22 protein-coding genes and 1 riboswitch are annotated in these 23,959 nt (G+C 63.7%); of the genes, 15 read left to right on the plus strand and 7 right to left on the minus strand.

Going from position 1 to position 23,959, the window contains the following annotated elements:
* The first annotated feature begins 365 nt into the window (after window positions 1-365).
* The 3 genes from AWB79_RS28750 (at window position 366) to aroQ (ending at window position 3,414) form a co-directional block, all read left to right on the plus strand.
* Window positions 366-1,784 (plus strand): MFS transporter, encoded by a 1,419-nt coding sequence (locus tag AWB79_RS28750; protein ID WP_061170854.1) that lies wholly within the window; start codon window positions 366-368, stop codon window positions 1,782-1,784.
* A gap of 96 nt (window positions 1,785-1,880) precedes the next feature.
* On the plus strand, window positions 1,881-2,939 hold the full coding sequence (locus AWB79_RS28755; protein WP_269768012.1) for a Gfo/Idh/MocA family protein: 1,059 nt from the start codon (window positions 1,881-1,883) through the stop codon (window positions 2,937-2,939).
* 28 nt (window positions 2,940-2,967) lie between these two features.
* Window positions 2,968-3,414, plus strand: coding sequence for a type II 3-dehydroquinate dehydratase (gene aroQ / locus AWB79_RS28760; RefSeq protein ID WP_061170855.1), 447 nt, complete (start codon window positions 2,968-2,970; stop codon window positions 3,412-3,414).
* A gap of 59 nt (window positions 3,415-3,473) precedes the next feature.
* On the opposite strand, the gene AWB79_RS40190 is transcribed toward aroQ, so the two are convergent.
* Entirely contained in the window at window positions 3,474-3,629 is a 156-nt protein-coding gene (locus tag AWB79_RS40190) for a hypothetical protein (RefSeq protein WP_198399120.1), read from the minus strand.
* A gap of 80 nt (window positions 3,630-3,709) precedes the next feature.
* Window positions 3,710-3,952 (minus strand): hypothetical protein, encoded by a 243-nt coding sequence (locus AWB79_RS28765; protein ID WP_061170856.1) that lies wholly within the window; start codon window positions 3,950-3,952, stop codon window positions 3,710-3,712.
* A 343-nt stretch (window positions 3,953-4,295) separates the two neighbouring features.
* On the opposite strand from AWB79_RS28765, the gene AWB79_RS28770 reads away from it, so the two are divergent.
* Both AWB79_RS28770 and AWB79_RS28775 read left to right on the plus strand, forming a co-directional pair.
* Window positions 4,296-5,702 carry an amino acid permease gene (locus AWB79_RS28770; protein ID WP_061170857.1) on the plus strand — a complete coding sequence of 469 codons (1,407 nt, stop codon included), beginning with the start codon at window positions 4,296-4,298 and terminating at the stop codon, window positions 5,700-5,702.
* Between the two features lie 23 nt (window positions 5,703-5,725).
* Window positions 5,726-6,925 carry an amino acid aminotransferase gene (locus AWB79_RS28775; RefSeq protein ID WP_061170858.1) on the plus strand — a complete coding sequence of 400 codons (1,200 nt, stop codon included), beginning with the start codon at window positions 5,726-5,728 and terminating at the stop codon, window positions 6,923-6,925.
* 16 nt (window positions 6,926-6,941) lie between these two features.
* On the opposite strand, the gene AWB79_RS28780 is transcribed toward AWB79_RS28775, so the two are convergent.
* On the minus strand, window positions 6,942-7,319 hold the full coding sequence (locus AWB79_RS28780; RefSeq protein WP_232471056.1) for a hypothetical protein: 378 nt from the start codon (window positions 7,317-7,319) through the stop codon (window positions 6,942-6,944).
* A 120-nt stretch (window positions 7,320-7,439) separates the two neighbouring features.
* Here AWB79_RS28780 and AWB79_RS28785 point away from each other — a divergent pair, with 120 nt between their 5' ends.
* From AWB79_RS28785 to AWB79_RS28795, 3 genes are all read left to right on the plus strand, one after another.
* Entirely contained in the window at window positions 7,440-7,688 is a 249-nt protein-coding gene (locus AWB79_RS28785) for a hypothetical protein (RefSeq protein ID WP_061170906.1), read from the plus strand.
* 57 nt (window positions 7,689-7,745) lie between these two features.
* Complete coding sequence (locus AWB79_RS28790) at window positions 7,746-8,069, plus strand: hypothetical protein (RefSeq protein ID WP_061170859.1); 324 nt, start codon at window positions 7,746-7,748, stop codon at window positions 8,067-8,069.
* Window positions 8,070-8,230: 161 nt separating this feature from the next.
* Window positions 8,231-10,792, plus strand: coding sequence for a membrane-bound PQQ-dependent dehydrogenase, glucose/quinate/shikimate family (locus tag AWB79_RS28795; protein WP_061170860.1), 2,562 nt, complete (start codon window positions 8,231-8,233; stop codon window positions 10,790-10,792).
* 30 nt (window positions 10,793-10,822) lie between these two features.
* On the opposite strand, the gene AWB79_RS40195 is transcribed toward AWB79_RS28795, so the two are convergent.
* Window positions 10,823-10,960, minus strand: a complete 138-nt coding sequence (locus tag AWB79_RS40195) for a hypothetical protein (protein WP_198399121.1) — start codon at window positions 10,958-10,960, stop codon at window positions 10,823-10,825.
* A gap of 189 nt (window positions 10,961-11,149) precedes the next feature.
* On the opposite strand from AWB79_RS40195, the gene AWB79_RS28800 reads away from it, so the two are divergent.
* From AWB79_RS28800 to mntP, 3 genes are all read left to right on the plus strand, one after another.
* Window positions 11,150-12,844 carry an outer membrane protein assembly factor BamB family protein gene (locus tag AWB79_RS28800; RefSeq protein ID WP_061170861.1) on the plus strand — a complete coding sequence of 565 codons (1,695 nt, stop codon included), beginning with the start codon at window positions 11,150-11,152 and terminating at the stop codon, window positions 12,842-12,844.
* Window positions 12,845-13,080: 236 nt separating this feature from the next.
* Window positions 13,081-13,560, plus strand: coding sequence for a hypothetical protein (locus AWB79_RS28805; protein ID WP_061170862.1), 480 nt, complete (start codon window positions 13,081-13,083; stop codon window positions 13,558-13,560).
* Window positions 13,561-13,591: 31 nt separating this feature from the next.
* Window positions 13,592-13,784: riboswitch (yybP-ykoY riboswitch) on the plus strand.
* An 8-nt stretch (window positions 13,785-13,792) separates the two neighbouring features.
* Complete coding sequence (gene mntP, locus AWB79_RS28810) at window positions 13,793-14,362, plus strand: manganese efflux pump MntP (RefSeq protein ID WP_061170863.1); 570 nt, start codon at window positions 13,793-13,795, stop codon at window positions 14,360-14,362.
* Window positions 14,363-14,378: 16 nt separating this feature from the next.
* Here mntP and AWB79_RS28815 read toward each other — a convergent pair whose 3' ends face one another.
* Window positions 14,379-14,774: a DUF6632 domain-containing protein gene (locus tag AWB79_RS28815; RefSeq protein ID WP_061170864.1), complete on the minus strand. Its 396-nt coding sequence runs from the start codon at window positions 14,772-14,774 to the stop codon at window positions 14,379-14,381.
* 156 nt (window positions 14,775-14,930) lie between these two features.
* On the opposite strand from AWB79_RS28815, the gene alr reads away from it, so the two are divergent.
* From alr to AWB79_RS28835, 4 genes are all read left to right on the plus strand, one after another.
* Window positions 14,931-16,025 carry an alanine racemase gene (alr, locus tag AWB79_RS28820; protein ID WP_061170865.1) on the plus strand — a complete coding sequence of 365 codons (1,095 nt, stop codon included), beginning with the start codon at window positions 14,931-14,933 and terminating at the stop codon, window positions 16,023-16,025.
* 134 nt (window positions 16,026-16,159) lie between these two features.
* On the plus strand, window positions 16,160-17,188 hold the full coding sequence (locus AWB79_RS28825; protein ID WP_061170866.1) for a MerR family transcriptional regulator: 1,029 nt from the start codon (window positions 16,160-16,162) through the stop codon (window positions 17,186-17,188).
* Between the two features lie 217 nt (window positions 17,189-17,405).
* Window positions 17,406-17,720: a flagellar biosynthesis anti-sigma factor FlgM gene (flgM, locus tag AWB79_RS28830; protein ID WP_061170867.1), complete on the plus strand. Its 315-nt coding sequence runs from the start codon at window positions 17,406-17,408 to the stop codon at window positions 17,718-17,720.
* A 294-nt stretch (window positions 17,721-18,014) separates the two neighbouring features.
* Window positions 18,015-19,592 carry a S53 family peptidase gene (locus AWB79_RS28835; RefSeq protein ID WP_061170868.1) on the plus strand — a complete coding sequence of 526 codons (1,578 nt, stop codon included), beginning with the start codon at window positions 18,015-18,017 and terminating at the stop codon, window positions 19,590-19,592.
* A gap of 63 nt (window positions 19,593-19,655) precedes the next feature.
* Here the strand turns inward: AWB79_RS28835 and AWB79_RS28840 are convergent, their stop codons facing one another.
* Together AWB79_RS28840 and AWB79_RS28845 are read right to left on the minus strand one after the other, a co-directional pair.
* Window positions 19,656-22,049 (minus strand): EAL domain-containing protein, encoded by a 2,394-nt coding sequence (locus AWB79_RS28840; RefSeq protein WP_061170869.1) that lies wholly within the window; start codon window positions 22,047-22,049, stop codon window positions 19,656-19,658.
* Window positions 22,050-22,275: 226 nt separating this feature from the next.
* On the minus strand, window positions 22,276-23,403 hold the full coding sequence (locus tag AWB79_RS28845) for a YncE family protein (RefSeq protein ID WP_061170870.1): 1,128 nt from the start codon (window positions 23,401-23,403) through the stop codon (window positions 22,276-22,278).
* Window positions 23,404-23,959: the final 556 nt, after the last annotated feature.

Here is a 23,959-nt window from a genome sequence, read left to right on the forward strand (position 1 = left end):
CGCAGGTAAGCGCATTTACGGCGCCATTTGCTCAAACTTTAGGCATGACTTGGCGAAGACTCAGGCGGGATCGCACGGCCCGCGACCGTCCGAAACTTCAATTATTCGCTGTGAGCGCATTCTGAGTTTCCCGTGAGCCGAATTATGTTTTCTGCGAGACATAGTAATTTAGCGCCTGAGCCGTTCCGCCCGACGCGGCGCGCGGGTTTTGCCTCATCGAAAGCTTTCGGTTGAGGGACGATCATGGATGGATGTCCGTTGCGCGCGGCGTATCGGACGTTGTCCGGCGAGAAGTGATATCGATGCAGGAACATCGTCGTGAAGATGGCCGGAGAGCCGTAGAACGATCACAACAAGGAGACGTCATGGACACGAACTCTCTTTCACCCGACGCCAAAGGCGGGTCGCACGCCGACCACCACAAGCAGACGAAGAAGGCCACCGCGAGCGGCTGGATCGGCTCCGCGCTCGAGTACTACGATTTCTTCATCTACGCGCAGGCCGCCGCGCTCATCTTTCCCCAGCTCTTCTTTCCATCGGGCAATCCGAAAGTGGCGATCGTCGCGTCGCTGGCGACCTACGGCGTAGGCTACGTCGCGCGGCCGATCGGCGCGTTCGTGCTCGGCCATCTGGGCGACACTCACGGCCGCAAGAACGTGCTCGTGCTGTGCATGTTCCTGATGGGCTTCTCGACGATGGCCGTCGGCCTTTTGCCGACGTATCACAGCGTCGGCATGCTCGCGCCCGCGCTGCTCGTGATTCTGCGGCTGATTCAGGGTTTCGCGGTCGCGGGCGAGATTTCCGGTGCGAGCTCGATGATTCTCGAGCACTCGCCGTTCGGCCGTCGCGGCTATTACGCGAGCTTCACGCTGCAGGGCGTGCAGGCTGGCCAGATCCTCGCCGCCGCCGTGTTCCTGCCGCTCGCGTACTACATGCCCGAAGACGCGTTCAATTCCTGGGGCTGGCGCATTCCGTTCCTGCTTTCGGCGTTCGTGCTGATCGCGGGCTACATCATCCGGCGCGAAGTGCACGAAACGCCCGCCTTCGAGAAGGAAGGCGAGAAGGGCGCGGTGCCGCGCTCGCCGATCGTCGATGCCTTCAAGTACAACCTGGGCGACATGATCCGCGTCGTCTGCATGGCGCTGATGAACGTGATTCCCGTGGTGGCGACGATCTTCGGCGCGGCCTATGCGGTGCAGGCGGCTTACGGCGTCGGCTTCGAAAAAAGCGTGTATCTGTGGATTCCGGTGGTCGGCAATATTCTCGCCGTGGTGGTGATTCCGATCGTCGGCAATCTCTCCGACAAGATCGGGCGCAAGCCGCCGATCATCGTCGGCGCGATCGCCTCCGGCCTGCTGTCGTATCTGTATCTCTATTCGATCAGCATCCACAACGTGGGCCTCGCGATCGTCGCTTCGCTGCTGATGTGGGGCATCGTCTATCAGGGCTATAACGCGATCTTTCCGAGCTTTTATCCCGAGCTGTTCCCGACACGCACGCGCGTCTCCGCGATGGCGATCGCGCAGAACGTCGGCACGACGATCACGGCGCTCTTGCCCGCGCTGTTCGCGAGCGTCGCGCCGCCGGGATCGACGAACATTCCGTTCACCATCGGCACGATCACGCTCGTTGTGACGATCATCTCCGCGATCGCCGCCTGGAGCGCGCGCGAGACGTATCGCATTCCGCTCAGCCAGTTGGGCGAGCCGGATGCGCGGCCCGTCGAGAAATCCGAGTACGACCATCTGCGCGCCGAATCGGTAGCGAAGGCGCGCACCTCGTAAATCCCCATCGAATCAATGGCTTCATCACGGCGGCGCGAAACCCGCGCCGTCCGCGTGCCCTCGTGCGCGCTCTTTTTGACAACCCGGTGAATCAACGTGAACACAGACTCAGGCAAGACTCGTATCGCAGTGGCGGGCGCGGGCTATATCGGCCAGGCGCATATGGGCGTCGCGCAGGGCAGCGCGACGTGCACGCTTTCGGCCATCGTCGATCCGGCGCCCGCCGCCGCGGGCATCGCCGCGAAGGCAGGCGTGCCGCTCTATAAAACGCTCGATGAACTGCTGGCGCGGGATCGCCCCGATGGCGTCGTGCTCGCGACGCCGAATCAGCTGCATGTCGAGCATGCGCGCGTCTGTCTCGCGGCGGGCGTGCCGACGCTCCTGGAAAAGCCGATCGCGCCGACAGTAGCGGAAGCGCAGTCGCTGGTCGATGAAGTCGAGCGCTCTGGCGTGAAGATGCTGATCGGTCATCATCGCGCGCACAGCCCGATCATGGCGCGCGCGAAGCAGGTGATCGACGAAGGGCGGCTCGGCAAGCTCGTCGCGGTGATGGGCAGCGCCGTGTTCTTCAAGCCCGACGAGTATTACGCGAGCGCGCCGTGGCGGCGCGAGCCGGGCGGCGGTCCGATCCTGCTCAACATGATTCACGAGATCCACAACTTGCGCATGCTGTGCGGCGATATCGTCGCGGTGCAGGCGTTCGCCTCGCACGCGACTCGCGGCTTTCCCGTCGAGGACACGGTCGCGATCAACCTGCGCTTCGCGAGCGGCGCGCTCGGCACCTTCATGCTGTCCGACACGGCCGCGTGCCCGCGCAGCTGGGAGCAGACCTCGCAGGAGAACAAGGCCTATTCGACTTATCCCGACGAAGACTGCTATGTGATCGCGGGCACGTTCGGCTCGCTTGCCGTGCCGACCATGCGTCTCAAGTCCTACGCGAAGGCCGAAGACCGCTCGTGGTGGAAGCCGTTCGGGGAAAGCATCGTGCCGATGCAGCGCGACGATCCGCTCGCGCATCAGATGGAGCATTTCGGGCGCGTGGCGCGCGGCGAGGCCGAGCCTATTGTCAGCGCGCGCGACGGACTGCAGAATCTGCGGATTACCGAGGCCATCGCCCTGGCAGCGAGCACGGGCAAGATCATCGAAACGGTTTGAATTCACTCATCGAAAAAAAGGACTAGTCATGGCAAAGATCCTGACGCTGCACGGCGTCAACCTCAACATGTTCGGCAAGCGCGACCCGAAGCAGTACGGCACCGCGACGCTCGCGCAGATCGATTCCGAACTGGCGGCGCTCGGCAAGGAGCTGGGCGTGGAAGTGGAGTGCTACCAGACGAACATCGAGGGTGAGATGTGCTCGCGCATCCATCGCGCGTTCGAGGAGAAGGTCGATGCGATCGTGATCAACGCCGGAGCGTGGACGCATTACAGCTACGCCATCCGCGACGCGCTGGCCATTCTGACGGCGCCGGTCATCGAAGTGCACATGTCGCACGTGCACGCGCGCGAGGAGTTCCGCCACAAGTCGGTGTTCGCGGAGATCGCGAAGGGACAGATTTCCGGCTTCGGCGTGGAGAGTTATCTGCTGGGTCTGCGCGCGGCGGTTTCCGCGATCAAGGCAGCCAAGTAAGGAAATCCCGGCGGGGCGCGCGGCGGATGCTTCGCGCGCGTCGCGCCGGATTCGACGGATCAGTACGTTCGGCCGTAATGCTTCGACCGGTCCGCGTTGCGCTCACGCTCGCTCTGCACGTGCACCGGCTTGCGCTGCGTCGCGCCGCGAATGAAGAACACCGCGCAGATTGCGCAGATGGCCCAGACAGCCGCGATGATCGTCAAGTAGTTCATTTTGTCTTCCTGATGCCGTCTTTCTGGTGCGAAAAGCCCGGGCGGCCCGCGCCGCCCCAACCGGTATTCCCTTTATTCCCTCACGCCTGCGATGCAGGCATGACCAGCAATCGGCCGATCAGCTGCTGCGCGAGCGCGTGCTGTTCGGTGATGCTCGCGACGTCGTCGGTGGCGGCGTCCGGTCCGGCGTGCAGCTTGCCGGCGAGGCGCATGATGTTGTCCGACACGGTTTGCAGCGTGCGCAGCAGCTCGGCTTGCGTGGCCGATGCGATGTCCTGCGAAGCCTGATATGGCGCTGCGTTCCCTTCCATCGTCTGATACATGTCGACCCCCGTGTGTGTTTGATGTGATTCTCCCGCCGTCGCGCGCGATTCAATCCTCCGAACAACACCCGATTCCGGCCTCAAATCGTTTGTTGTGCGGTTCTCAAGTTCTTGGCGCGCCTGCGGCAGGTCCGTCCAGCAAGGCTTTGCGGTTCGCCGGACGGTAAAATTGCAGATTCGTTTTCGGGCGGTCAGCCTGTTCGCCGTGCCCGCTCGGGGCCATCCGCACAAAAAAGCAACACTTTTTAACTCAAAAGTCGGACGGATAGGTGGTCAAAATGACACAAACGAGAGTACGGAAAACCCGATCACGGTAACTTTTGCGGTTAAGACAGGCATCGACATGGTTTCAGGCAACAGAAACGAAGCAACGAAGCACGACGCACAGCGCGACGAACTCAAACGCGGACTGAAAAGCCGCCACATTCAGCTGATCGCGCTCGGCGGCGCCATCGGCACGGGGCTTTTTCTCGGCGTCGCGCAGACCATCAAACTCGCCGGTCCCTCCGTGCTGCTCGGCTATGCGATCGCCGGGCTCATGGCGTTTTTCATCATGCGACAACTGGGCGAGATGATCGTCGACGAACCCGTCGCCGGTTCGTTCAGCCATTTCGCGGATAAATACTGGGGCCGCGCAGCCGGCTTCGTTTCCGGCTGGAACTACTGGGCGATCTACATCCTCGTGAGCATGGCCGAGCTGTCCGCCATCGGCATCTACATGCAGTACTGGTGGCCGGGACTGCCGACGTGGGTATCCGCGCTCGCGTGCTTCGTCATCGTCAACGCGATCAACCTGACGAGCGTGAAGTCCTACGGCGAGACGGAATTCTGGTTCGCCATCGTGAAAGTGGCGGCGATCGTCGGGATGATCGTGTTCGGCGGCTTTCTGCTCGCCTCGGGCAAGGCGGGACCGGAAGCGAGCGTCGCGAACCTGTGGCGGCTCGGCGGCTTCTTTCCGAATGGCGTCTCCGGGCTCGTCATGTCGATGGCCGTCATCATGTTCTCGTTCGGCGGGCTCGAACTGGTCGGCATCACGGCGGCGGAGGCGGAAGACCCGTCGCGCAGCATTCCGCGCGCGACCAATCAGGTCATCTATCGCATTCTCATTTTTTATGTCGGCGCGCTCGGCGTGCTGCTGTCGCTGTATCCGTGGGACAAGGTCGCCACCGGCGGCAGTCCGTTCGTGCTGATTTTCCGCGAGATGAACAGCATGCTCGTCGCGAACGTGCTCAACGTGATCGTGCTGACCGCCGCGCTGTCCGTATACAACAGCGGCGTCTACGCGAACAGCCGCATGCTGTACGGCCTCGCGCAGCAGGGCAACGCGCCGCGCGCGCTCGCCCACGTGAGCGCGCGCGGCATTCCGCTTGGGGCGGTGGGTGTGTCGGCGTTCGTGACGGCGGCGTGCGTGATCATCAATTACTTGATTCCCGGCCGCGCATTCGGCCTCCTGATGGGCCTCGCGGTGTCGGCGCTCATCATCAACTGGGCGATGATCAGCATCATCCATCTCATGTTCCGGCGGCGCAAACGCGCGGGCCAGGAACCCACGTCGTTCCCGAGTTTCGGGCATCCCCTCACGAACTACATCGTGCTGGCGTTTCTCGCGGGCGTCGTATGGGTGATGTTCGAGACGCCCGACCTGCGTCTGTCCGTGTACCTGATCCCGGTGTGGCTGGCCGTTCTCGGAATCGGCTACTATCTCAGAAAAAGGGGCGGTGACGCGAATCGTCGCCCTTCATCTCGCTGATTTCTCGTCCTGATCCAATCACCATGTTCGAACATATCGATGCATACCCCGGCGACCCGATCCTCTCGCTGAACGAAAACTTCCAGAAGGACCCGCGCACCAACAAGGTCAATCTGAGCATCGGCATCTACTTCGATGACGAAGGCCGCCTGCCCGTCATGCAGGCCGTGCGCGAAGCGGAACTGTCGATCCTGAAGGACCTCGGCCCGAAGCCTTACCTGCCGATGGCCGGTTTCGCGCATTATCGCGACGCCGTGCAGGGCCTCGTGTTCGGCAACGACAACCCCGCGCGCGCGGATGGCCGCATCGCCAGCGTGCAGACGCTCGGCGGCTCGGGCGCGCTCAAGGTGGGCGCGGACTTCATCAGGCGTTATTTCCCGAAGTCGCAAGTGTGGGTAAGCGATCCGACGTGGGAGAACCATCGTTTCATCTTCGAGCGCGCGGGCTTCGAGGTGAACACCTACCCGTACTACGACGAAGCCACCGGCGGACTGCTGTTCGACGCGATGCTCGCCGCCATCGACAAGCTGCCCGCGAAGAGCGTCGTGCTGCTGCACGCGTGCTGCCATAACCCGACGGGCGTGGATCTCGATTCCGAGCAGTGGGTGAAGATCATCGACGTGCTGCAAAAGCGCGATCTGCTGCCCTTCGTCGATATGGCGTATCAGGGCTTCGGCTCGGGGCTGGACGACGACGCGTTCGCCGTGCGCGAACTCGGGCGCCGTGGCGTGCCGGCGTTCATCGCCAATTCGTTCTCGAAGAATTTCTCGCTGTACGGCGAGCGTTGCGGCGGCCTGCACGTGATCTGCGACGATGCCGCCGAAGCCGACCGCGTGCTCGGCCAACTGACCAGCGCGGTGCGCGCGAACTACAGCAATCCGCCGACGCACGGCGCGAAGATTGTCACGAAGGTGCTGAACACGCCGGAACTCAAGCAGTCGTGGGAGCAGGAACTCGCGTCGATGTGCCAGCGCATCGCGCGCATGCGTCAGGCGATCCACGACGGCCTCAAGGACCACGTGCGCGGCGAAATGCTCACGCGTTACATCAAGCAGCGCGGCATGTTCACGTACACCGGTCTGGTCGCCGATCAGGCCGACCGGCTGAAGGAGGAATTCGGCGTGTATATCCTGCGCTCGGGCCGCATGTGCGTCGCGGGCCTGAACGACAGCAACGTGCAGATCGTCGCCGATGCCATCGGCCAAGTGCTCGCCGCGAAGTAAGCGGGCCGGGTAAGCATTACAACGCGGGACAGGACAGCACCTTCTGCGGCGGCAGGCTGCCCGGTCCCGTGTCCACTTTCGTGCCGCGCGTCGGCGTCAGGATGAGCCGCACGCTGTCGATGCCCTCGTTCGCGAGCACGTACACATCGCCGCTTCCTTCCGGCTGCCAGTACACGCGATACACCTCGCCGTCCTTGTAGACGTGCAGCGCGCCGTGCCGCACCGTGCCGCCGCGCCAGAAGTTCACGCTTTCCCCTTCGCGCAGCGCGATCGGCCCGTCCTGCCCGTTCGTGGCGCTTTCGAGCCTGCCGCACACGACATCGTCGGCGCGGGCGTGCGTGCAGACGGCGAGCGCCGTCGCGCATAGAAAGATGGTTCCGCGATTCATCGTCATGCCTCTCCTTCGCAAGAAACAGCGCGTGCGCACCGCCGCCCTTCACGCAAGATATGCGCCGACGTTCCGCCGCGCGTGTGCTACTTTGAATGAGAGCAGCGTTCGATGGCGGAGGCCGAGATGACCGTGATCGCACCAGATGAAAGAGCGGATTTCCTGGCGATTCTCGCGCGTCATCGTCTGCAGGAAAGCGATTTTCTGGTGCAGGAAGGCGGCGCATCGGATGTCGTGGACGATGTCTATCCATTGCAGGGCCTCGTCACCATCACGCGGCGCTCGACTTTGAAGGAACGCGAATACCGCATCGGGCACGGCACCGGATGGACCGTCGCGTTCGAAAAAGATTTGAACAAAGGCGTGTTCGGCTGAACGCTCACGCCGCAGGCAGGTTTTTTTTCCACGCACATTCTTGACGCGGAGCTCGCGATGAGACCGACCGAATTCAAATCGTTCAAGGCGCATGTCGCGATGATGCTGCGCGATCTGCCGCGCGGCATGACCGCCGATCTCACCGATGTCGCGGTCGCGTACTGGAACGGCACGCAATTGGTCGGCGCGTATTTGCGCGACAACGGCCGGATCGACGAGGATTTCGATTTCGACGAAAACGCGTGGGGCAAGTGGCGCGACGAGTTTCTCCTGTGGTTCGACGCGCCGCGCTTTTCCGAACGCGACGATCTGAAGGCCGCGTTCGCCTCCGGCGTGATCGCCGCGAACGTGCACGGCGGGCTCTGGCCGCGACCGCTGTGATCCGGCTTTCACGGGAAAGCCATCTGTAAGCACTCCTCGCACGCGCCCTCCCACGCTGCCGAAACGGCACGCCGCTTGCTCCATCCGACGACGCGACAGCGTCCGAACCACGACCGCGCGCCGGCCGTGTTCCGCCATTCATCGTCCCGGAGGGTTTCAGCATGGCTGGCAACGGAAGACTTCATCCCCTCACGTTCTTCACGGCCATCGTTTTCATCGTCATCGGCCTTTTGCTCGGCGTGGGCGGCGCGTATCTCGTCGCGGTGAAAGGATCGTGGTACTACGTGATCACCGGCGCGGCCATCGTCATAACCGGGCTGTTGCTGCTGATACGGCGACGCTCCGCGCTGCTGCTCTTCGCGCTCGTGCTGTTCGGTTCGACCATCTGGGCTGTTTTCGAAGTGCACTTCGATTTCTGGCAATTGCTGCCGCGCCTGTGGATCTGGCTGCTGCTGGCGATCTGGCTGCTGATTCCGTTCGTGCACCGCGGCGCGCTGTTCGGGCCGCCTTCGACCGCGCGCGCCGCGCGCACGCCGCTCGCCGCAGCGATCGTTCTCGCGCTGCTGCTGGGCGTCGGGACGTGGTTTCTCCATCCGCACGACCGTCCGGGCCGCATCGATGTCGATGTCGCCGCCGACGCTAATCAGCCCGACGCCAATGCCGCCACCGGACGCGCGCCGGGCGACTGGATCGACTATGGCGGCTCGCCGCTCGCGCAGCGCTACGCGCCGCTCGCGCAGATCACGCCGCAGAACGCGCATCAGTTGAAAGTGGCGTGGACGTATCGCACCGGCGACATGCCCGGCGCCGACGATCCCACCGAAACCACCGATGAGAACACGCCGCTCAAGGTCGGCGACACGATTTTCCTGTGCACGCCGCACAGCAAGGTGATCGCGCTCGACGCGGCCAGCGGCAAGGAGAAGTGGCGTTTCGATCCACAGATCCAGAGCCCGATCGGGTTCAAGCACTGGGAGCACATGACTTGCCGGGGCGTCGCTTATTACGATGCGGCGATGCATGCGGCGGCGCCCGAAGTGGCGGCGGCCGCGAGTGCGCCCGCCGCGCCGACGGCTTCGGATGCGCAGGCGACATCGGCGCCGGCCGAGGCATCAGACGCATCGGTGGCGGCATCGGCGCCGGCCGAGGCATCGGCGGCTGTCGAAGCATCCGCGCCTGCGCCCGCGCAGACGCCCGCGCAAACCACGGCGCTCGCCGAATGCCCGCGCCGCCTGTTCCTGCCGACCGCCGACGCCCGCCTGATGGCGCTCGACGCCGACACCGGCAAGCCCTGCGCGAGCTTCGGCAAGAACGGCGCGATCGATCTGCGCGCCAACATCGGTCCGTTCACGCCGGGCGGTTATTACTCGACTTCGCCGCCCGCCTTGTTCCGCAATCTCGTGATCGTCGGCGGTCACGTGACCGACAACGAATCGAACAACGAGCCCTCGGGCGTGATCCGCGCCTTCGACGTGAACGACGGCCATCTTGTCTGGAACTGGGACTCGGGAAACCCCGACGCCACCGAGCCGATCGCGCCGGGCGGCACCTACGTGCGCAACTCGCCGAACATGTGGTCGATGTTCAGCGTCGATGAAAAGCGCGGCATGATCTTCCTGCCGATGGGCAATCAGACGCCCGACCAATGGGGCGGCCAGCGCACGCCGCAGGCCGAGAAGTACGGAGCGGGTCTCGTCGCGCTCGATGCCGCGACCGGCAAGGTGCGCTGGAACTATCAGTTCACGCACCACGATCTGTGGGACATGGATGTTGGCGGCCAGCCCACGCTCGTCGATCTGCAGACTGCGCAGGGCACGCAGCCGGCGGTGATCGCATCGACGAAACAGGGCAGCATTTACGTGCTGAATCGCGAAACCGGCCAGCCGATCGTGCCGATCACCGAAGTGAGCGTGCCGGGCGGCGCCGCAAAGGGCGATCACACTGCGCCGACGCAGGCCGTCTCCGCGCTCAACTTCAATCCGCCGCGCTTGACGGAAGCGGACATGTGGGGCACGACGCCGTTCGATCAGTTGTGGTGCCGGATCAAGTTCAGGAGCTTGCGCTATGACGGGCCGTACACGCCGCCATCGGAGCAGGGTTCGCTGGTGTTTCCGGGCAATTTCGGCGTGTTCGACTGGGGCGGGATTTCGGTCGATCCGGTGCGGCAGATTCTCATCGCGAATCCGGATTACATGGCGTTCACGTCGAAACTGATTCCGCGCGAGAAGATTCCCGAGGAAAACGGCGAGAAGAAGGGCAGCGAGACGAGCGGCATCAAGCTCGCGCGCGGCACGCCGTTCGGCTTTGAGATCAGCGCGTTTCTTTCACCGCTCGGCATTCCGTGCCAGGCGCCGCCGTGGGGCTACATGGCGGGCGTCGATCTGCGCACGCAGAAGATCACATGGATGCACAAGAACGGCACGATTATCGACAGCGCGCCCTTGCCGATTCCGATGCCGCTCGGCGTTCCGAGCCTTGGCGGGACGATCGTGACGGCGGGCGGCGTGGCGTTTCTGACCGGCACGCTCGACCAGTACGTGCGCGCCTACGACGTGCACGACGGCAGGAAACTCTGGGAAGCGCGTCTTCCCGCTGGCGGCCAGGCGACGCCGATGAGCTACGCCGACTCGAGCGGCAAGCAATACCTGCTCGTGACGGCGGGCGGACATGGCTCGCTCGGCACGAAGGCCGGCGATTACGTCATTGCTTACACACTGCAATGACGCGGATGATTTTCGGCGCGCGCCGGGACGTCAATGTGCCCGGCGGTAGGCTTCCGCCATCAGCGCGCTCACGCGGGCGCGCGCCTTGAGCGCGTCGCGCGTGGCCGCGCGCAGCTTGGCGGCGAGGAAAGAAACGAGTGCGATAGGCGTAGCGGCGATGATGCCCATGATGAACTCCGGCTAAGGGTAACTAACTAGGTAATAACCCTAGGTTAGCATATTGTGACGCGCTGCAACAAATTTCTTTCTGTAAATTGACTGTGAACAAAGGGTGGGCATTCCGTATGCTCCACCGCTGCGACACGGCCGCGCGAATTCCGGGCGACCGCCTCCGCCTCGCGGGAAAAGGAGAGTGCAATGAAGGCACATATCCCGGCTTGTTCCGCCGCACTCGGCGCCGTGCTGATCACGGCAATCATCGGCGCGTGTAGCGGCGGAGGCGGCTCCGGAAGCGAATCGACGGCGGCGGCCTCGGGTGGCACCTCGGGTTCCGGGGCATCGGTTCCGGCGGCGGCATCGTCCACGGCCGCGGCGAGCGTCGGCAGTCCGATGGACGTGCTCACCTGGCACAACGACATCGCCCGCACCGGCCAGCAGCTCGCGGAAACGACCCTCACGCCCGCGAACGTCACTGTGAACAGCTTCGGCAAGCGCGCCTTTTTCGGTGTCGATGGCGCCGTGGACGCCCAGCCGCTGTTTCTCTCCAACGTGCAAGTCGGCGGGGCCGCGCACAACGTGGTGTTCGTCGAAACGGAAAACGCCAGCGTCTACGCCTTCGACGCCGACAGCGGCGCGGTGCTCTGGAAAGTCTCGACGCTCGGCAGCGGCGAAACGACCAGCGACGATCACGGCTGCGGCCAGATCACGCCGCAGATCGGCATCACGGCGACGCCGGTCATCGACCGTTCGCGCGGGCCGAATGGCGCGATCTATGTCGTCGGCATGTCGAAGGACGCGTCGGGCGGTTATCACCATCGCATTCACGCGCTCGATGTCGCGACCGGCGCGGAACTCTTCAACGGGCCGACGGAAATCCGCGCGACCTATCCCGGCAACGGCGCGGGCAGCCAGAACGGCACGCTGACCTTCGATCCTGGCCAGTACGTCGAGCGCGTGGGGCTGCTGATGCTCAACGGCGTGATCTACCTCGCATGGACCTCGCATTGCGACTTCATGCCGTACACCGGCTGGGTGATGGGCTACGACGCCAACACGCTGCAGCAGGCGAGCGTGCTCAACGTGACGCCGAACGGCCAGATGGGCGCGATCTGGATGAGCGGCGCGGGCCTCGCGTCGGACGGCGAAGCCATCTATCTCCTCGACGGCAACGGCACCTTCGATCCGACGCAAAACGAGCACGAAATGCCGATCAACGGCAACTACGGCAACGGCTTCCTGAGGCTCAATCTGGGGCCGCTCAGGGTGCAGGACTATTTCCAGCCGTCGAACACGGTGCAGGAATCGAATCAGGACGAGGATCTCGGCTCGGGCGGCGCGATGGTGCTGCCCGATCTCGCCGACGCCAGCGGCACGATCCGGCATCTCGCGGTCGGCGCGGGCAAGAACAAGACGATCTACGTCGTGAACCGCTGGTCGATGGGCAAATACGATTCGAACGCGGATTTCATCTATCAGGAACTCGTCGGCCAGATTCGCGGATCGATGTTCGGCGCGCCCGCGTACTTCAACAACACGGTCTATTTCGGCGCGGTGGGCGACAGCATCAAGGCGTTCGCGGTCAGGAACGCCGCGCTGTCCGCCACGCCCACGAGCCAGACGCCGACGACGTTCGGCTTCCCGGGCGCGACGCCTGCCATTTCGGCGAACGGGACGTCGAACGGCATTTTGTGGGCGTCGGAGAACGGCAACCCCGCCGTGCTGCGCGCCTACGACGCGACCAATCTCGGCCGACCGCTCTGGAGCAGCAACGACGCGGGCAGTCGCGACCAGTTCGGCGCGGGCAACAAGTTCATCACGCCGATGATCGCGAACGGCAAGGTGTACGTGGGCACGAAGAACGGCGTCGCGGTGTTCGGGCTGTTGTCGCCGTGATCGCGATGGACGCCCCAGCCGGCGGTGCAGGCGCCTTCGCCGCCGTCCGGGGCGTCGCAGATGCGCAAGACCTGGCGTTGCTAATCAATTCGGCGCGCTGATCGAATCACGCGTCGAAATTCCGGGCGTTACGTGATCACCCGAACGATCGGATTTACCTGTCCCGGCCCGGATGCGTTATATTCAAAAATATACAGCGCATCGCCGTGCGCCGGACTTCTTGGTAACCGAGCATCATGCTGACGCTTTCCGTCCACGCCCAGACTGCCGAATCCGCTGCGAGCGGTTTCGGCGCGACCATCACCACTTTGAAGGCGGCGCGAGATCATGGGCGCGCGGAATCGATCCGCGATCTCGTGGATGCTCATCGGCGGTTGCAGAGCAGCGTGCTGCGCTTTCTTTCCCTTTTTGACGATGGCCGCACGCGCCATGAGGCGCGGTCATTGGACGCGCTCGTCGGACTGTTGCAGAAGAAGGCGCGCGCGGCGGGATTTGCGCGCATGCCCGAATTGAACGCGGCCGTGTTGGCGGCGCGCGCGGCGGCGCGGCAGCGCGAAGCGCTGTTCTGCGATTCCTTCGCCACCGATGCGCCCGCGCTGCGCGACGCCGCGCGCGAACTGGAGCGTCTGGACGCGACGCTCGTCGGTCTGTGCGTGGAGCACGTGATGAGAGCGAACGCGCCATGCGACGCGAAGCCGGATGCGCGGCGCGTCTAGACGGAACAGTCACGAACCCGTGTTAAGCTCACGCTTCTTCGCTGGGGAGTAGCCGGCTTTTCGTATCGATGCGCGCATCGCTTCCGATATTGAAAAGCGCTCATGTCAACACGCTCGGTCGTCAGACCGTGGCATGAGCAACCACACAAGGTTGGCAAGACCATCGACAGGATTCGCGACCGGTCGGGCGCGCGTTCTGTCGTTCCATCTTGCCCGACCAGAGCGCTACTCGATGAACCTCGCCTCCACGATTTTCCTTGCCTTCGCCATGTCCACCGATGCTTTCGCCGCCGCGGTCGGCAAGGGCGCGACCCTGCACAAGCCACGCATCGCCGAGGCGCTGAAGACCGGCGTGATCTTTGGCGTTATCGAGGCGCTCACGCCGCTCGTCGGCTGGGCGCTCGGCCGCGCCGCCGCGCAGTACGTGACCGCGTGGGATCACTGGATCGCATTCGGCCTGCTCGGGCTGCTCGGCGCGCGCATGATCCGCGAAGGTTTCAGCGCCGCGCGTCACGAAGAGGAAAAGCCGAACTCGCATTCGTTCTGGGTGCTCGCGCTCACGGGCTTCGCGACCAGCATCGACGCCATGGCGGTCGGCGCGGGCCTCGCGTTCATCGATGTCGATATCTTCTCGACGGCCGCGACCATCGGCTTCGCGACCATGCTGATGGTGACGATCGGCGTGATGGTCGGGCGGCTCGTCGGCGCGACCATCGGCAAGCGGGCGGAGATCGTCGGCGGGCTGATTCTGATCGGCGTGGGCAGCGTGATTCTGGCCGAGCATCTCGGCTATCTGAGTTGAACTGAATTGAACGCGCTCAACGCAACGTGCTACCGCGCGGCGTGAAGATGGCGAGCGCGGCGGCGACGATGAAAAGCGCGGGGACATCGGCCGCCAGATGCCCGAGATGACGTCCCTCGCCGCCGAACGACTGCACAGCCATGATCGCGCCGTGCACGACGCTCGACCACACCGTGAACCAGATCAGGCTCAGATGCCTGAGCGGATCGCGCGACGCGATCAGCAGAAACACGCCGAGCGTCGCATAGATGCCGACGATCATCAGCGCGTATTCGGAAAGCCCTTCGTGGCCGTGCTCCCAGGCCCATCCCGAAGGCCATAGCAGCATCAGCGGATAAAGCCCGAAAAGCGCGATCAGCCCGACAACGACGAGCACGATGCGCAGACAGGCGAGACGGCGGGCGTCGTCCATGGCGGTTTCCTTCGTGGCGCGGTGCTGCAACGATATCGCGACCCGCAAGGCGGTGGACGTTTCAACCAAAAATCGGCGTAAATACATTAACAACAACTGCTATTTGGTCGATACGATTCATCAATCAACTGCCTTTAATCCAGTTTACAGCACGCCATGCCACGTCCGATTTCCGCTCGCATCCATCTCGACGCCATCCGCAACAATCTCCGCCTGGTCAAACGCACGGCATCGTCATCGCGGGTCTGGGCCGTGATCAAGGCGAATGCGTACGGCCACGGCATCGAGCGCATTTTTCCGGCGCTGGCCGAAGCGAACGGCATTGCGCTGCTCGATCTCGATGAAGCCGTGCGCGTGCGCGAACTCGGCTGGACGAAACCGGTCTTGCTGCTCGAAGGCATTTTCGAGCCGGCGGATGTCGAGACGGCGGATCGTCACCGGCTGACCGTCACGGTGCATTGCGACGATCAGCTCGCGTTGCTGAAGGCGGCGCGGCCGCGCGAGCGCATCGACATTCAGTTGAAGATGAATTCCGGCATGAACCGGCTGGGTTTCCGGCCAGGCGAATTCGCCCGCGCGTGGGCGCGCGCGTCGGATGTCGAGGCGATTGGCGCGATCGGCCTGATGAGCCATTTCGCGAACGCGGACGACGGCGAGATCGACTGGCAGATCGACGAATTCGACGCCGCCACGCGCGATCTTCCCGGCGAACGCTCGCTGTCGAATTCGGCGGCGGTGCTGTGGCATGCGCGCGCGCATCGCGACTGGGTGCGGCCGGGCACGATTCTCTATGGCGCGTCGCCGACCGGCTGCGCACGCCATATCAAGGGCTTTCCGCTTGCCGCCGCGATGACGCTTTCGAGCCGCATCATCGGCGTGCAGTCGCTGGCGGCGGGCGAGACGGTCGGCTATGGACGCACCTTCACGGCGGATCGCGCGATGAAGATCGGCGTGGTCGCGTGCGGTTATGCGGACGGCTATCCGCGTCATGCGCCGACCGGCACGCCCGTGATGGTCGATGGCGTGCGCACGCGCGTCGTCGGCCGTGTATCGATGGACATGCTCACCGTCGATCTGACGCCGTGCCCGGACGCCGGCACCGGAGCGCAGGTGGAGCTGTGGGGCGAGCGGATTCGCGTGGACGAAGTGGCGGAGTCGTCCGGCACGATCGGCTACGAGTTGATGTGCGCGCTCGCCCGGCGCGTGCCGGTGAGCGTCGATGCGGGCGTGACAAGCGCGCACCCGGTCTGAATCCGCCCAGCGCAGGAAACGAGGCCCGCGAGATGGCGATCTCGCGGGCCTTCGTGTTTGCCGCGCCCATTTCGCTTGACCCTCACGTAGCGTAAGGTTCTAGCCTCCAACGTGCGCACCGAACGGAGGCTTGCATGCTGTTGAAGGTAGGAGAACTGGCAAAGAAGAGCGGAATGACCGTCCGCACTCTGCATCACTACGACGCCATCGGCCTGCTGACGCCTTCCGCGCGCGCCGACAACGGCTACCGGCTGTACAACCGCGACGACATCGCCCGGCTTCACCGGATTCAGGCGTTGCGCGGCTTCGGTTTGTCGCTGGCCGACATCGGCGCTTATCTGACCCGGCCCGATACCTCTCTCGCCGAGCTCATCGCGCGGCAGATCGACATGCTGGATCGTGAAGTCGAGCGCGCGATGCGACTGCGCGCGCGTCTTCACGATCTGCACGGCATGTTGATGGACGGCAGGGAGCCCGAGCTGGCCGATTGGCTCAACACGCTGGAGTTGATGACGATGTTCGATCGCTACTTTTCGCAGGAAGAACTGGACCGCATGCCGATGTATCGCAAGTCGCAGACGCAGCAGTCGGAATGGCCCGAGCTCGTGGCCGAAGTGCGCGCGCTGATGGATGCGGGCGCGCCGCCTGCCGACGCGCGTGCACGGGCGCTCGCGGATCGATGGATGACCTTGCTGGCGCGGGATACGAACAACGATCCGAGGCTGCTCGCGAAGCTGAATCGCATGCATGACAACGAGCCGTCGATGCAGGCGAGCATCGGGATATCGCCCGAGTTGCGCGATTACGTAATTCGGTCGTTTTCCGAGACCAAGATGGCGATTTACGAGCGGTACTTGTCGGCGCAGGAGTATCGGTTCCTGAGGGAGAGCTACGGCAAGCGGGCGATGGAGTGGCCGGAACTCATGGCGGATGTGCGGGATGCCATCGATGCAGGCGCGACGCCCGAGTCGGAGCGCGGGCAGGGGTTGGCGCGCAGGTGGATGGAGTTGTTTCGCAGTTATGCCGGCGATGACCCGAAGACGCACGCGAAGATTCGCGAGGCGTTGCAAAGGGAGCCGGAACTGATGAAGGGTTCCTGGGCCGACGAGAGCTTGCTTGCGTTCGTTCGGGAGGCGGTGAGGGAACTGGCTGGCGTGCGATAGCTAGTTCGAGGAGGTGCATGTCCCGAATTCAGACGTCATGGCCTACTTTGTGCGCTTCCTCACACTTTGTTTCAATTTGTTGCATGTGGCTGGGAAGCCCGCCCGGCAAGGCTTCCCGGGCAGCGGCCGCAGATGAAAACGGTTGCGCGGTCCGCGGCATGGTAAAGACTTCAAACCATGGTCCGTTAAAGCTCTCAACAGATACGGAACGGACACCATGAAGATCGAATCCAGCAACATCGACACGCTTGCAACGCTCCAGACCGGTTCGGGACAAGTCACTCAAAAGGTCGCGGGAACGAGCGCCGTCGGCGCCGTGCAACCAGGCAGCGCCACGGACGCGGACAGCTCGGCGGTGAACCTGTCGTCGCTGTCGACCGTGCGTGCGGCGAACGCCGAGGACATCGATATGGAGAAGGTCGCAGCGATCAAGGCGGCGCTCCGTGACGGCAGCTACCAGATCGACTCGGGCAAGATCGCCGACGGCATGCTGGGCGCCGCGCGCGACATGCTGCAAACGAGAACCCGCTGATCGCTGTCGCTTCCAGCGGCGACTTTTTCCCACGCAGGCATTCACATCAATCGCGCGGCACCTCCTTTCGGAGATACGACCAAGGAGGATGGTGCAACGCGCGTCACAAGACCAGAATGCACTGCATCGGTGGCGGCACCCTCCGCTCGCCACCTCACGACGATACAAACACGCGTATCGCCCATCTCCCGATCTCAAGCCCAGGACACCTGACTCTCATTCGATGCCCGCTCGCCGCCCGCGAGGCATCGATGCGACAGCCACGATGGCGGCGTTCTCTAGGAGTGTTGAGACATGGCAACCCATCCACTCAATGGAAGCGAGCGCGTGCCCGTTCAGGGCGCGAAGGCCATCGGCAAGGCGGACCCGAACGAGCGCCTGGAAGTCACCATGCTGGTGCGACGGCGATCGAGCGATGCGTTCGAGAAGCATATCGCCGGGCTCGCGGCGCAAGGCGCGGCGACGAAACACATCGGTCACGACGAGTTCACGAAGCAGTTCGGCGCTGACGCCGCGGACCTGACGGCAATTCGATCGTTCGCGCAGAAGCACGATCTGGCGGTAGTCGAGTGTCACGAGGGGCGGCGCGCGGTAGTGCTTTCGGGCAGCGTCGCGCAGTTCGAAGCTGCCTTCGGCGTGAGCCTGGAGCAGTATGAGCATGCCGGCGGCACCTATCGCGGCCGCGTCGGAGCCATCCATCTCCCCGATGAACTGAACGGCGTGGTCGATGCCGTCATGGGTCTCGACAACCGCCAGCAGGCACGGCCCAACTTCCGCGCTCGCGCGCCGCATGGCAACGTGCGGTGGACGGCGAAGGCTGCGGGCCCGGCTGCGTTCACGCCTGCGCAGATCGCGTCGCTCTATGACTTCCCTGCGGGCGACGGCCAGGGCCAATGTATCGCGCTGATCGAGCTTGGCGGCGGCTTCAGGCCCGCCGATCTCCAGACCTATTTCGCGTCGCTGAATGTGGCCGCGCCGCCTTCCGTGATCGCGGTTTCCGTGGACCACGGACGGAACCATCCGACCGGCGATCCGAACGGTCCCGATGGCGAAGTCATGCTCGACATCGAAGTCGCGGGCGCCGTGGCGCCCGGTGCGACGATCGCCGTGTATTTCGCGCCCAACACGGACGCGGGCTTTCTCGATGCCATCAGCACGGCGATCCATGACACGAAGAACAAGCCGTCGGTCATTTCGATCAGCTGGGGCGGTCCGGAATCCGCATGGACGCAGCAGGCGCTGAACGCGTTCGATCAGGCGTTCCAGTCCGCGGCGGCGCTCGGCATCACGGTATGCGTCGCATCCGGAGACAACGGTTCGGGCGACGGCGTGAACGACGGCGCCGATCATGCCGACTTTCCGGCGTCCAGCACGTATGCGCTCGGCTGCGGCGGCACCTCGCTTCTGGCGAACGGCAGCCAGGCCGCCAGCGAGACCGTCTGGAACAACGGCGCGAGCGGCGGAGCGAGCGGCGGCGGCGTGAGCGCGAACTTTGCGCTGCCGGCGTGGCAGGAGGGCCTGCAGGTCACGCGCGCCGGCGGTCAGCAGAGTCCGCTCACGAAGCGCGGCGTGCCCGACGTCGCCGGCGACGCCGATCCCGAGACCGGTTACGAAGTGCGCGTCGATGGTCACAACACGGTGATCGGCGGAACGAGCGCGGTCGCGCCGCTATGGGCCGGACTGATCGCGCGCATCAATGCGATCAAGGGCGCACCGGTGGGATATATCAACCCGCAGCTCTACAAGAACCCGTCGCTGCTCGTGGACATCACGCAGGGCAACAACGGCGATTTCGCCGCGTCGGCCGGATGGGATGCGTGTACCGGCCTCGGACGACCGGATGGCAAGAAGGTGCAGAGCGCGGTGAGTTGAAGCGCTCACGCATACGCGAGCACGCCCGCGTCCACGGCGACGCTTCGGCGCCGTCCGCATCGGTCATGCCGATGCGGGCGAGCGTAACCGGTCATCGACGGCCTGTGCCGCGATCGAAAGCCCGGACATGTCCTCCGGCGCGACCGGCCGGCTCAGCAGAAAGCCCTGCACGAAGTCGCATTCGGCGCGTCTGAGCGATTCCAGCTGCGCGGTCTCTTCGACCCCTTCCGCAATCACGCTCATGCCCAGCGTGTGAGACATCTGGATGATGCCGGATACGATGCTGCGCGTCGCCTTGTCCTGCTCCAGGCGCGCGATGAAGGAGCGATCGATCTTGACGCAGTCCGGCGCGAAATCGGCCAGATAGCGCAGGCTCGAATAGCCCGTGCCGAAGTCATCGATAGCGATGCGCACGCCCAGCTTCTTCAACGCACCGAGCGTGCTTTGTGCAAGGCTGGGATCGTCCATCAACGCGCTCTCGGTCAGTTCCAGCTGGAGGGTGGAAGGCGGAAGCGCGTGCCGGCGCAAGGCGCTGTCCACCACGTCGACGATGGCGGCATCGCGCAACTGACGCGCAGACACGTTCACGGATACGCCGAGAGAGCGGGCGCCGCCCCGGCGCCATTGAGAAAGCTGGCGCAAGGCGTCGTCCATTACCCATGCGCCGACCTCGGTGATGAAGCCGCTTTCTTCGAGAATCGGAATGAAGACGCCGGGCGAAACGAGCCCGCGCTTCGGATGCCGCCAGCGAATGAGCGCTTCGACGCTGCGGACTTCGAGCGTGCGCGGCTCGTGGATCGCCTGATAGTGGAGCTGGAACTGCTTCCTGGCGAGCGCCGCGGGCAGGTCGCGTTCGAGTTCGAAGTCGACGATCCGCTCGCTCGAGTCCTTGTCGGCGAAACGGTAGCCGTTACGCCCGGCCTTCTTGGCCGCATACATCGCGATGTCCGCGCTCGTCAGAAGCGTCTCGCGATTCGCCCCGTTGTCGGGAAAGACCGAAATACCGATCGACGCCGTGATGGTGCCGGCGCGACGCGCCTGGTCTGCCTGCACGAGCGCCCCGAGCGCGCCTCTTGCGATGTCGGCGAGCCGCTCCTTGTCCCGTTCGCCTTCGATCAGCACGGCGAACTCGTCGCCGCCGAGACGCGCGAGAAATGCGCCGGGCGGCAGCGCCGCGCTGATGATCCTGCTGAGCGATCGGAGCAGCCGGTCGGCCGCCGTATGGCCGAGCGTGTCGTTGAGAACCTTGAACCTGTCCAGGTCGACGAACATCAGCGCGAAGGGGGCTTTCTTGCGGCAATCCTCGTCGATCCTGCGCATGAGCGCGGCGCGATTCGCGAGTCCTGTGAGCGAATCGGTGAAGGCCAGGCGGTCCAGTTCCACGAGACGGTCCTGCTCCGCGGTAATGTCCTCGCTGATGCCGACGATTCGCGCCACGTTTCCGGCACTGTCCAGCACGGGAGAACCGGTGCTCTGGATCCATCGGACGTCGCCGTTCGAGCGGCGGATGCGGTATAGCGCCTTCTGGCTGATCTTCGATTCGGAAATCCGACCCATGGCCGACTTGAGTTGCGGCAGATCTTCCGGCAGCACGAGATCCATCCATGCCTGCGGCGATTCGCGAAACGTTTGAGCATCGAGACCGAAAACAGACGCACAGCCCGCGCTGATGTGATGAAAACCGGTGAAATCCGCGCTATACGAGTAGAAGCAAAGGCCGACGTGCGCCTCCATCTCGGACATCAAGGTTTCCCTGGCGCGCAGAGCGGCGGCGAGTTCTTCTTCCTGCGTCATGTCCATCGACGCGCAGATGATGCCGTCCACGCCGCCCTTGCCATCTTCGATAGGAATCAGACGCGAATGCCAGACCTTGGGGATGCCCGACGTGGTCGCGCAGCTTCCCTTGAACGCGGTGCGGGCGCCGTTCATCGCGCCGTGAAACGCATTGTGCGCGGCGATCGCGTCTTCGTTCGACCAGAAGCCGAGCCAGTTCGAACCGGCGAGTTGCTCGGGGCCGCTCGCTTCCATGAGTCTCGCGCCATACTCGGAAATGCGCACCATGCGGCCGTCGGCGTCGAGCCATTTCAGACACTCGCGGTTGGCGTCCAGAAGTGCTCTGGAAAGCGCGGTCGTACGATTCGCACGCGTGACATCCCGGCGCGCGCGACGCAGGCAGATCGCAAACACGGCCACGCCGACCGCGACGCTGATGCCGGGCGCGACACCTCTCGGCACGACGGACAGCATGACGCCCAGCGCCACGTAGGTCAGGACACAAGCGCCCCAAACCGCGAGACCGATCTGCAGGAGGATCGGCCAGGAGAGCGTCGCGCGGTCCGACCGCGCGGACAGGAAGAACGCGAGGAATTCCTGGTTCTGGGCGGTCGTGGGTCCCTGTCGTGAAGCGTCGCCACTCGCGACGGTGCTGCACGATTCGGAATTGAGAGACAGGGACATTTCGTGTACGACGCGGACTTTCGATGAACGATGCAGCGGGATTAGCTTCGCATTCGGCGAGGCTCACCACTTGTTTACGTCATCCGAATTCCGATGCTTTAGGCGCGAGGACCGCGCCACGCTGCCGGCAAAGTGCCAGTGAGGTAATTTTGTCCTGTCGGTCGAGATGCGCCGGAGTTCAGTCGGTCTCCGGCGCATTCGCATTCACGCTATTTCGTCATGGCGCTCACTTCGTCGTGAAGACCGAAATGCCGCCGTTCGGGAACTGGCTGGACGAGCCAGGCTGGAAGGGCACATAAACCTGGCCGAGCGTGCCGTCCACCGCGACGGAGTGGGCGCCCGCTCCGATCGCCACCTTGTAGAGCAACTGCCGCGTCGTGCCGTCGATCACGCCCATCTGCGGGCTGAAGCCCGAGGCTGCCGCGGTGCCGCTCGACACATAGTGCCGTGCTGGCAGGAAGTATCGGTTCGAGGCGGAATCGTACGTCACCTGATCGACACCGCCGAATGGCACCGACGCCAGTTGCGCGCCGGTATTGCGATCGAGAATCAGCGTGATGAGCGGATCGCCGGCCGAAGGATCGCATCCCACGAGAATGTCGCTGTTCGGCCCCAGCGCGATGCCGGCGGGCGAGCACTTGCCAAGCGGGAACGCCTTGCTGATCTTGAGCGTACCGGACGTGACCGTATTCGCCGCGATGACGTCCAGTTCGCCATCGGGGTTCGCGGTGGTTCCATCGTTGTTGATATAGAAGTTCTTCGTGGTCGAATCATAAGTGCATGCTTCGAGTCCCGACGATCCGTTGAAGACCAGCTTCGACACGATGGCCTGCGTCGTGGTCGAGATGACCGTGACGTAGGGCGGCGTCTCGCCGGGGCTTGCGAACATCGCGAGATGATCGTCCGGGTCGTAGCAGCCTTCATCGACGCGTGAGCCGGAATTGCTGATTGCGATCGTCTTGACCGTCTTCAGTGCATTGGTATCGACGACCTTGACCGAATCGACATCGCCGACGTAAATCGTGTTCGTGCCGGTAATGCCCACGATTCCATCGGGACCGGAAACGTCCGTCGTCGCGCCTACGCCCGCGAACGGGCCGGGGATCTGCGCGATCAGCGCGTTCGATTTCGTATCGACGACATCGACGGCCTTGTTGTTGCGATCGGCAAGATAGTAGCGGCCCGCTTCCGCATAGCCGATATCGAAACTGAACGGCGGGCTCGATGCATTGGGAACGGCGATATTGGTAATCAGATTCGGACTCGATGCAGTCGGACTCGAATCGTCGTTTCCGCCGCATCCGGCGACGACAACAGTGGCAGCAAGCAGTAACGCGAGCACAGGCATTCTCATGGATCGACTCCCCTTTGGTGGACCAGAATTCACGGCGTAAGCATGCGCAAGCCTCTTTAACAATGCACAACAAATAAATTGATGGTTCCCATATGGAACCGTTGATGAACGTACGAAGACTGAAAGTTGCGCGTCGCTGGCGCGGTCCTGTTTTAGTAATCCTGGAAGCGCCTGGAAGGCTTCACCTCGTGGCCCGGCACGACGCGAAAATCGCGGCGGGCTTGCGTCTTCATCCCCGCCGTCCGGGATGAGCGGGCGCAGTGCGTTGTAAATCGATGGTTGGGCAATCGAAAGTCACTTTCTTAGCAAAGAAGATGCTGTTCGGCATCCGCCAAAGGCGGCCTTGGTAAAAACACCGACACGCGCAATGAGACCTGTCGAGCCATGAATCAAAGGACTTTTTAAGTCATTCATGTTCTTAAGCTTGGGCTAAGGTTATATGGCTTAAGATCAATCGGCGGATAGCTTTAATGAATATCATTAGATTGGTAATGCTAAATAAATAGAAATGGCGGCCGCGTTCGAGGCGGCGCACGCTTTGATAGCGCGTCTGATA

This window comes from Caballeronia hypogeia (assembly GCF_001544875.2).
Taxonomy (GTDB): Bacteria; Pseudomonadota; Gammaproteobacteria; order Burkholderiales; family Burkholderiaceae; genus Caballeronia; species Caballeronia hypogeia.

Coding starts and splice junctions, on each gene's coding strand:
- AWB79_RS40195 (WP_198399121.1), bottom strand. CDS start 10,960: ATGGGCATCATCGCCGCTACGCCTATCGCACTCGTTTCTTTCCTCGCC.
- AWB79_RS28750 (WP_061170854.1), top strand. CDS start 366: ATGGACACGAACTCTCTTTCACCCGACGCCAAAGGCGGGTCGCACGCC.
- AWB79_RS28835 (WP_061170868.1), top strand. CDS start 18,015: ATGGCAACCCATCCACTCAATGGAAGCGAGCGCGTGCCCGTTCAGGGC.
- AWB79_RS40190 (WP_198399120.1), bottom strand. CDS start 3,629: ATGAACTACTTGACGATCATCGCGGCTGTCTGGGCCATCTGCGCAATC.
- AWB79_RS28785 (WP_061170906.1), top strand. CDS start 7,440: ATGACCGTGATCGCACCAGATGAAAGAGCGGATTTCCTGGCGATTCTC.
- AWB79_RS28840 (WP_061170869.1), bottom strand. CDS start 22,049: ATGTCCCTGTCTCTCAATTCCGAATCGTGCAGCACCGTCGCGAGTGGC.
- flgM (WP_061170867.1), top strand. CDS start 17,406: ATGAAGATCGAATCCAGCAACATCGACACGCTTGCAACGCTCCAGACC.
- AWB79_RS28815 (WP_061170864.1), bottom strand. CDS start 14,774: ATGGACGACGCCCGCCGTCTCGCCTGTCTGCGCATCGTGCTCGTCGTT.
- AWB79_RS28770 (WP_061170857.1), top strand. CDS start 4,296: ATGGTTTCAGGCAACAGAAACGAAGCAACGAAGCACGACGCACAGCGC.
- mntP (WP_061170863.1), top strand. CDS start 13,793: ATGAACCTCGCCTCCACGATTTTCCTTGCCTTCGCCATGTCCACCGAT.
- AWB79_RS28775 (WP_061170858.1), top strand. CDS start 5,726: ATGTTCGAACATATCGATGCATACCCCGGCGACCCGATCCTCTCGCTG.
- AWB79_RS28765 (WP_061170856.1), bottom strand. CDS start 3,952: ATGTATCAGACGATGGAAGGGAACGCAGCGCCATATCAGGCTTCGCAG.
- AWB79_RS28780 (WP_232471056.1), bottom strand. CDS start 7,319: ATGACGATGAATCGCGGAACCATCTTTCTATGCGCGACGGCGCTCGCC.
- AWB79_RS28800 (WP_061170861.1), top strand. CDS start 11,150: ATGAAGGCACATATCCCGGCTTGTTCCGCCGCACTCGGCGCCGTGCTG.
- AWB79_RS28825 (WP_061170866.1), top strand. CDS start 16,160: ATGCTGTTGAAGGTAGGAGAACTGGCAAAGAAGAGCGGAATGACCGTC.
- aroQ (WP_061170855.1), top strand. CDS start 2,968: ATGGCAAAGATCCTGACGCTGCACGGCGTCAACCTCAACATGTTCGGC.
- AWB79_RS28795 (WP_061170860.1), top strand. CDS start 8,231: ATGGCTGGCAACGGAAGACTTCATCCCCTCACGTTCTTCACGGCCATC.
- alr (WP_061170865.1), top strand. CDS start 14,931: ATGCCACGTCCGATTTCCGCTCGCATCCATCTCGACGCCATCCGCAAC.
- AWB79_RS28790 (WP_061170859.1), top strand. CDS start 7,746: ATGAGACCGACCGAATTCAAATCGTTCAAGGCGCATGTCGCGATGATG.
- AWB79_RS28845 (WP_061170870.1), bottom strand. CDS start 23,403: ATGAGAATGCCTGTGCTCGCGTTACTGCTTGCTGCCACTGTTGTCGTC.
- AWB79_RS28805 (WP_061170862.1), top strand. CDS start 13,081: ATGCTGACGCTTTCCGTCCACGCCCAGACTGCCGAATCCGCTGCGAGC.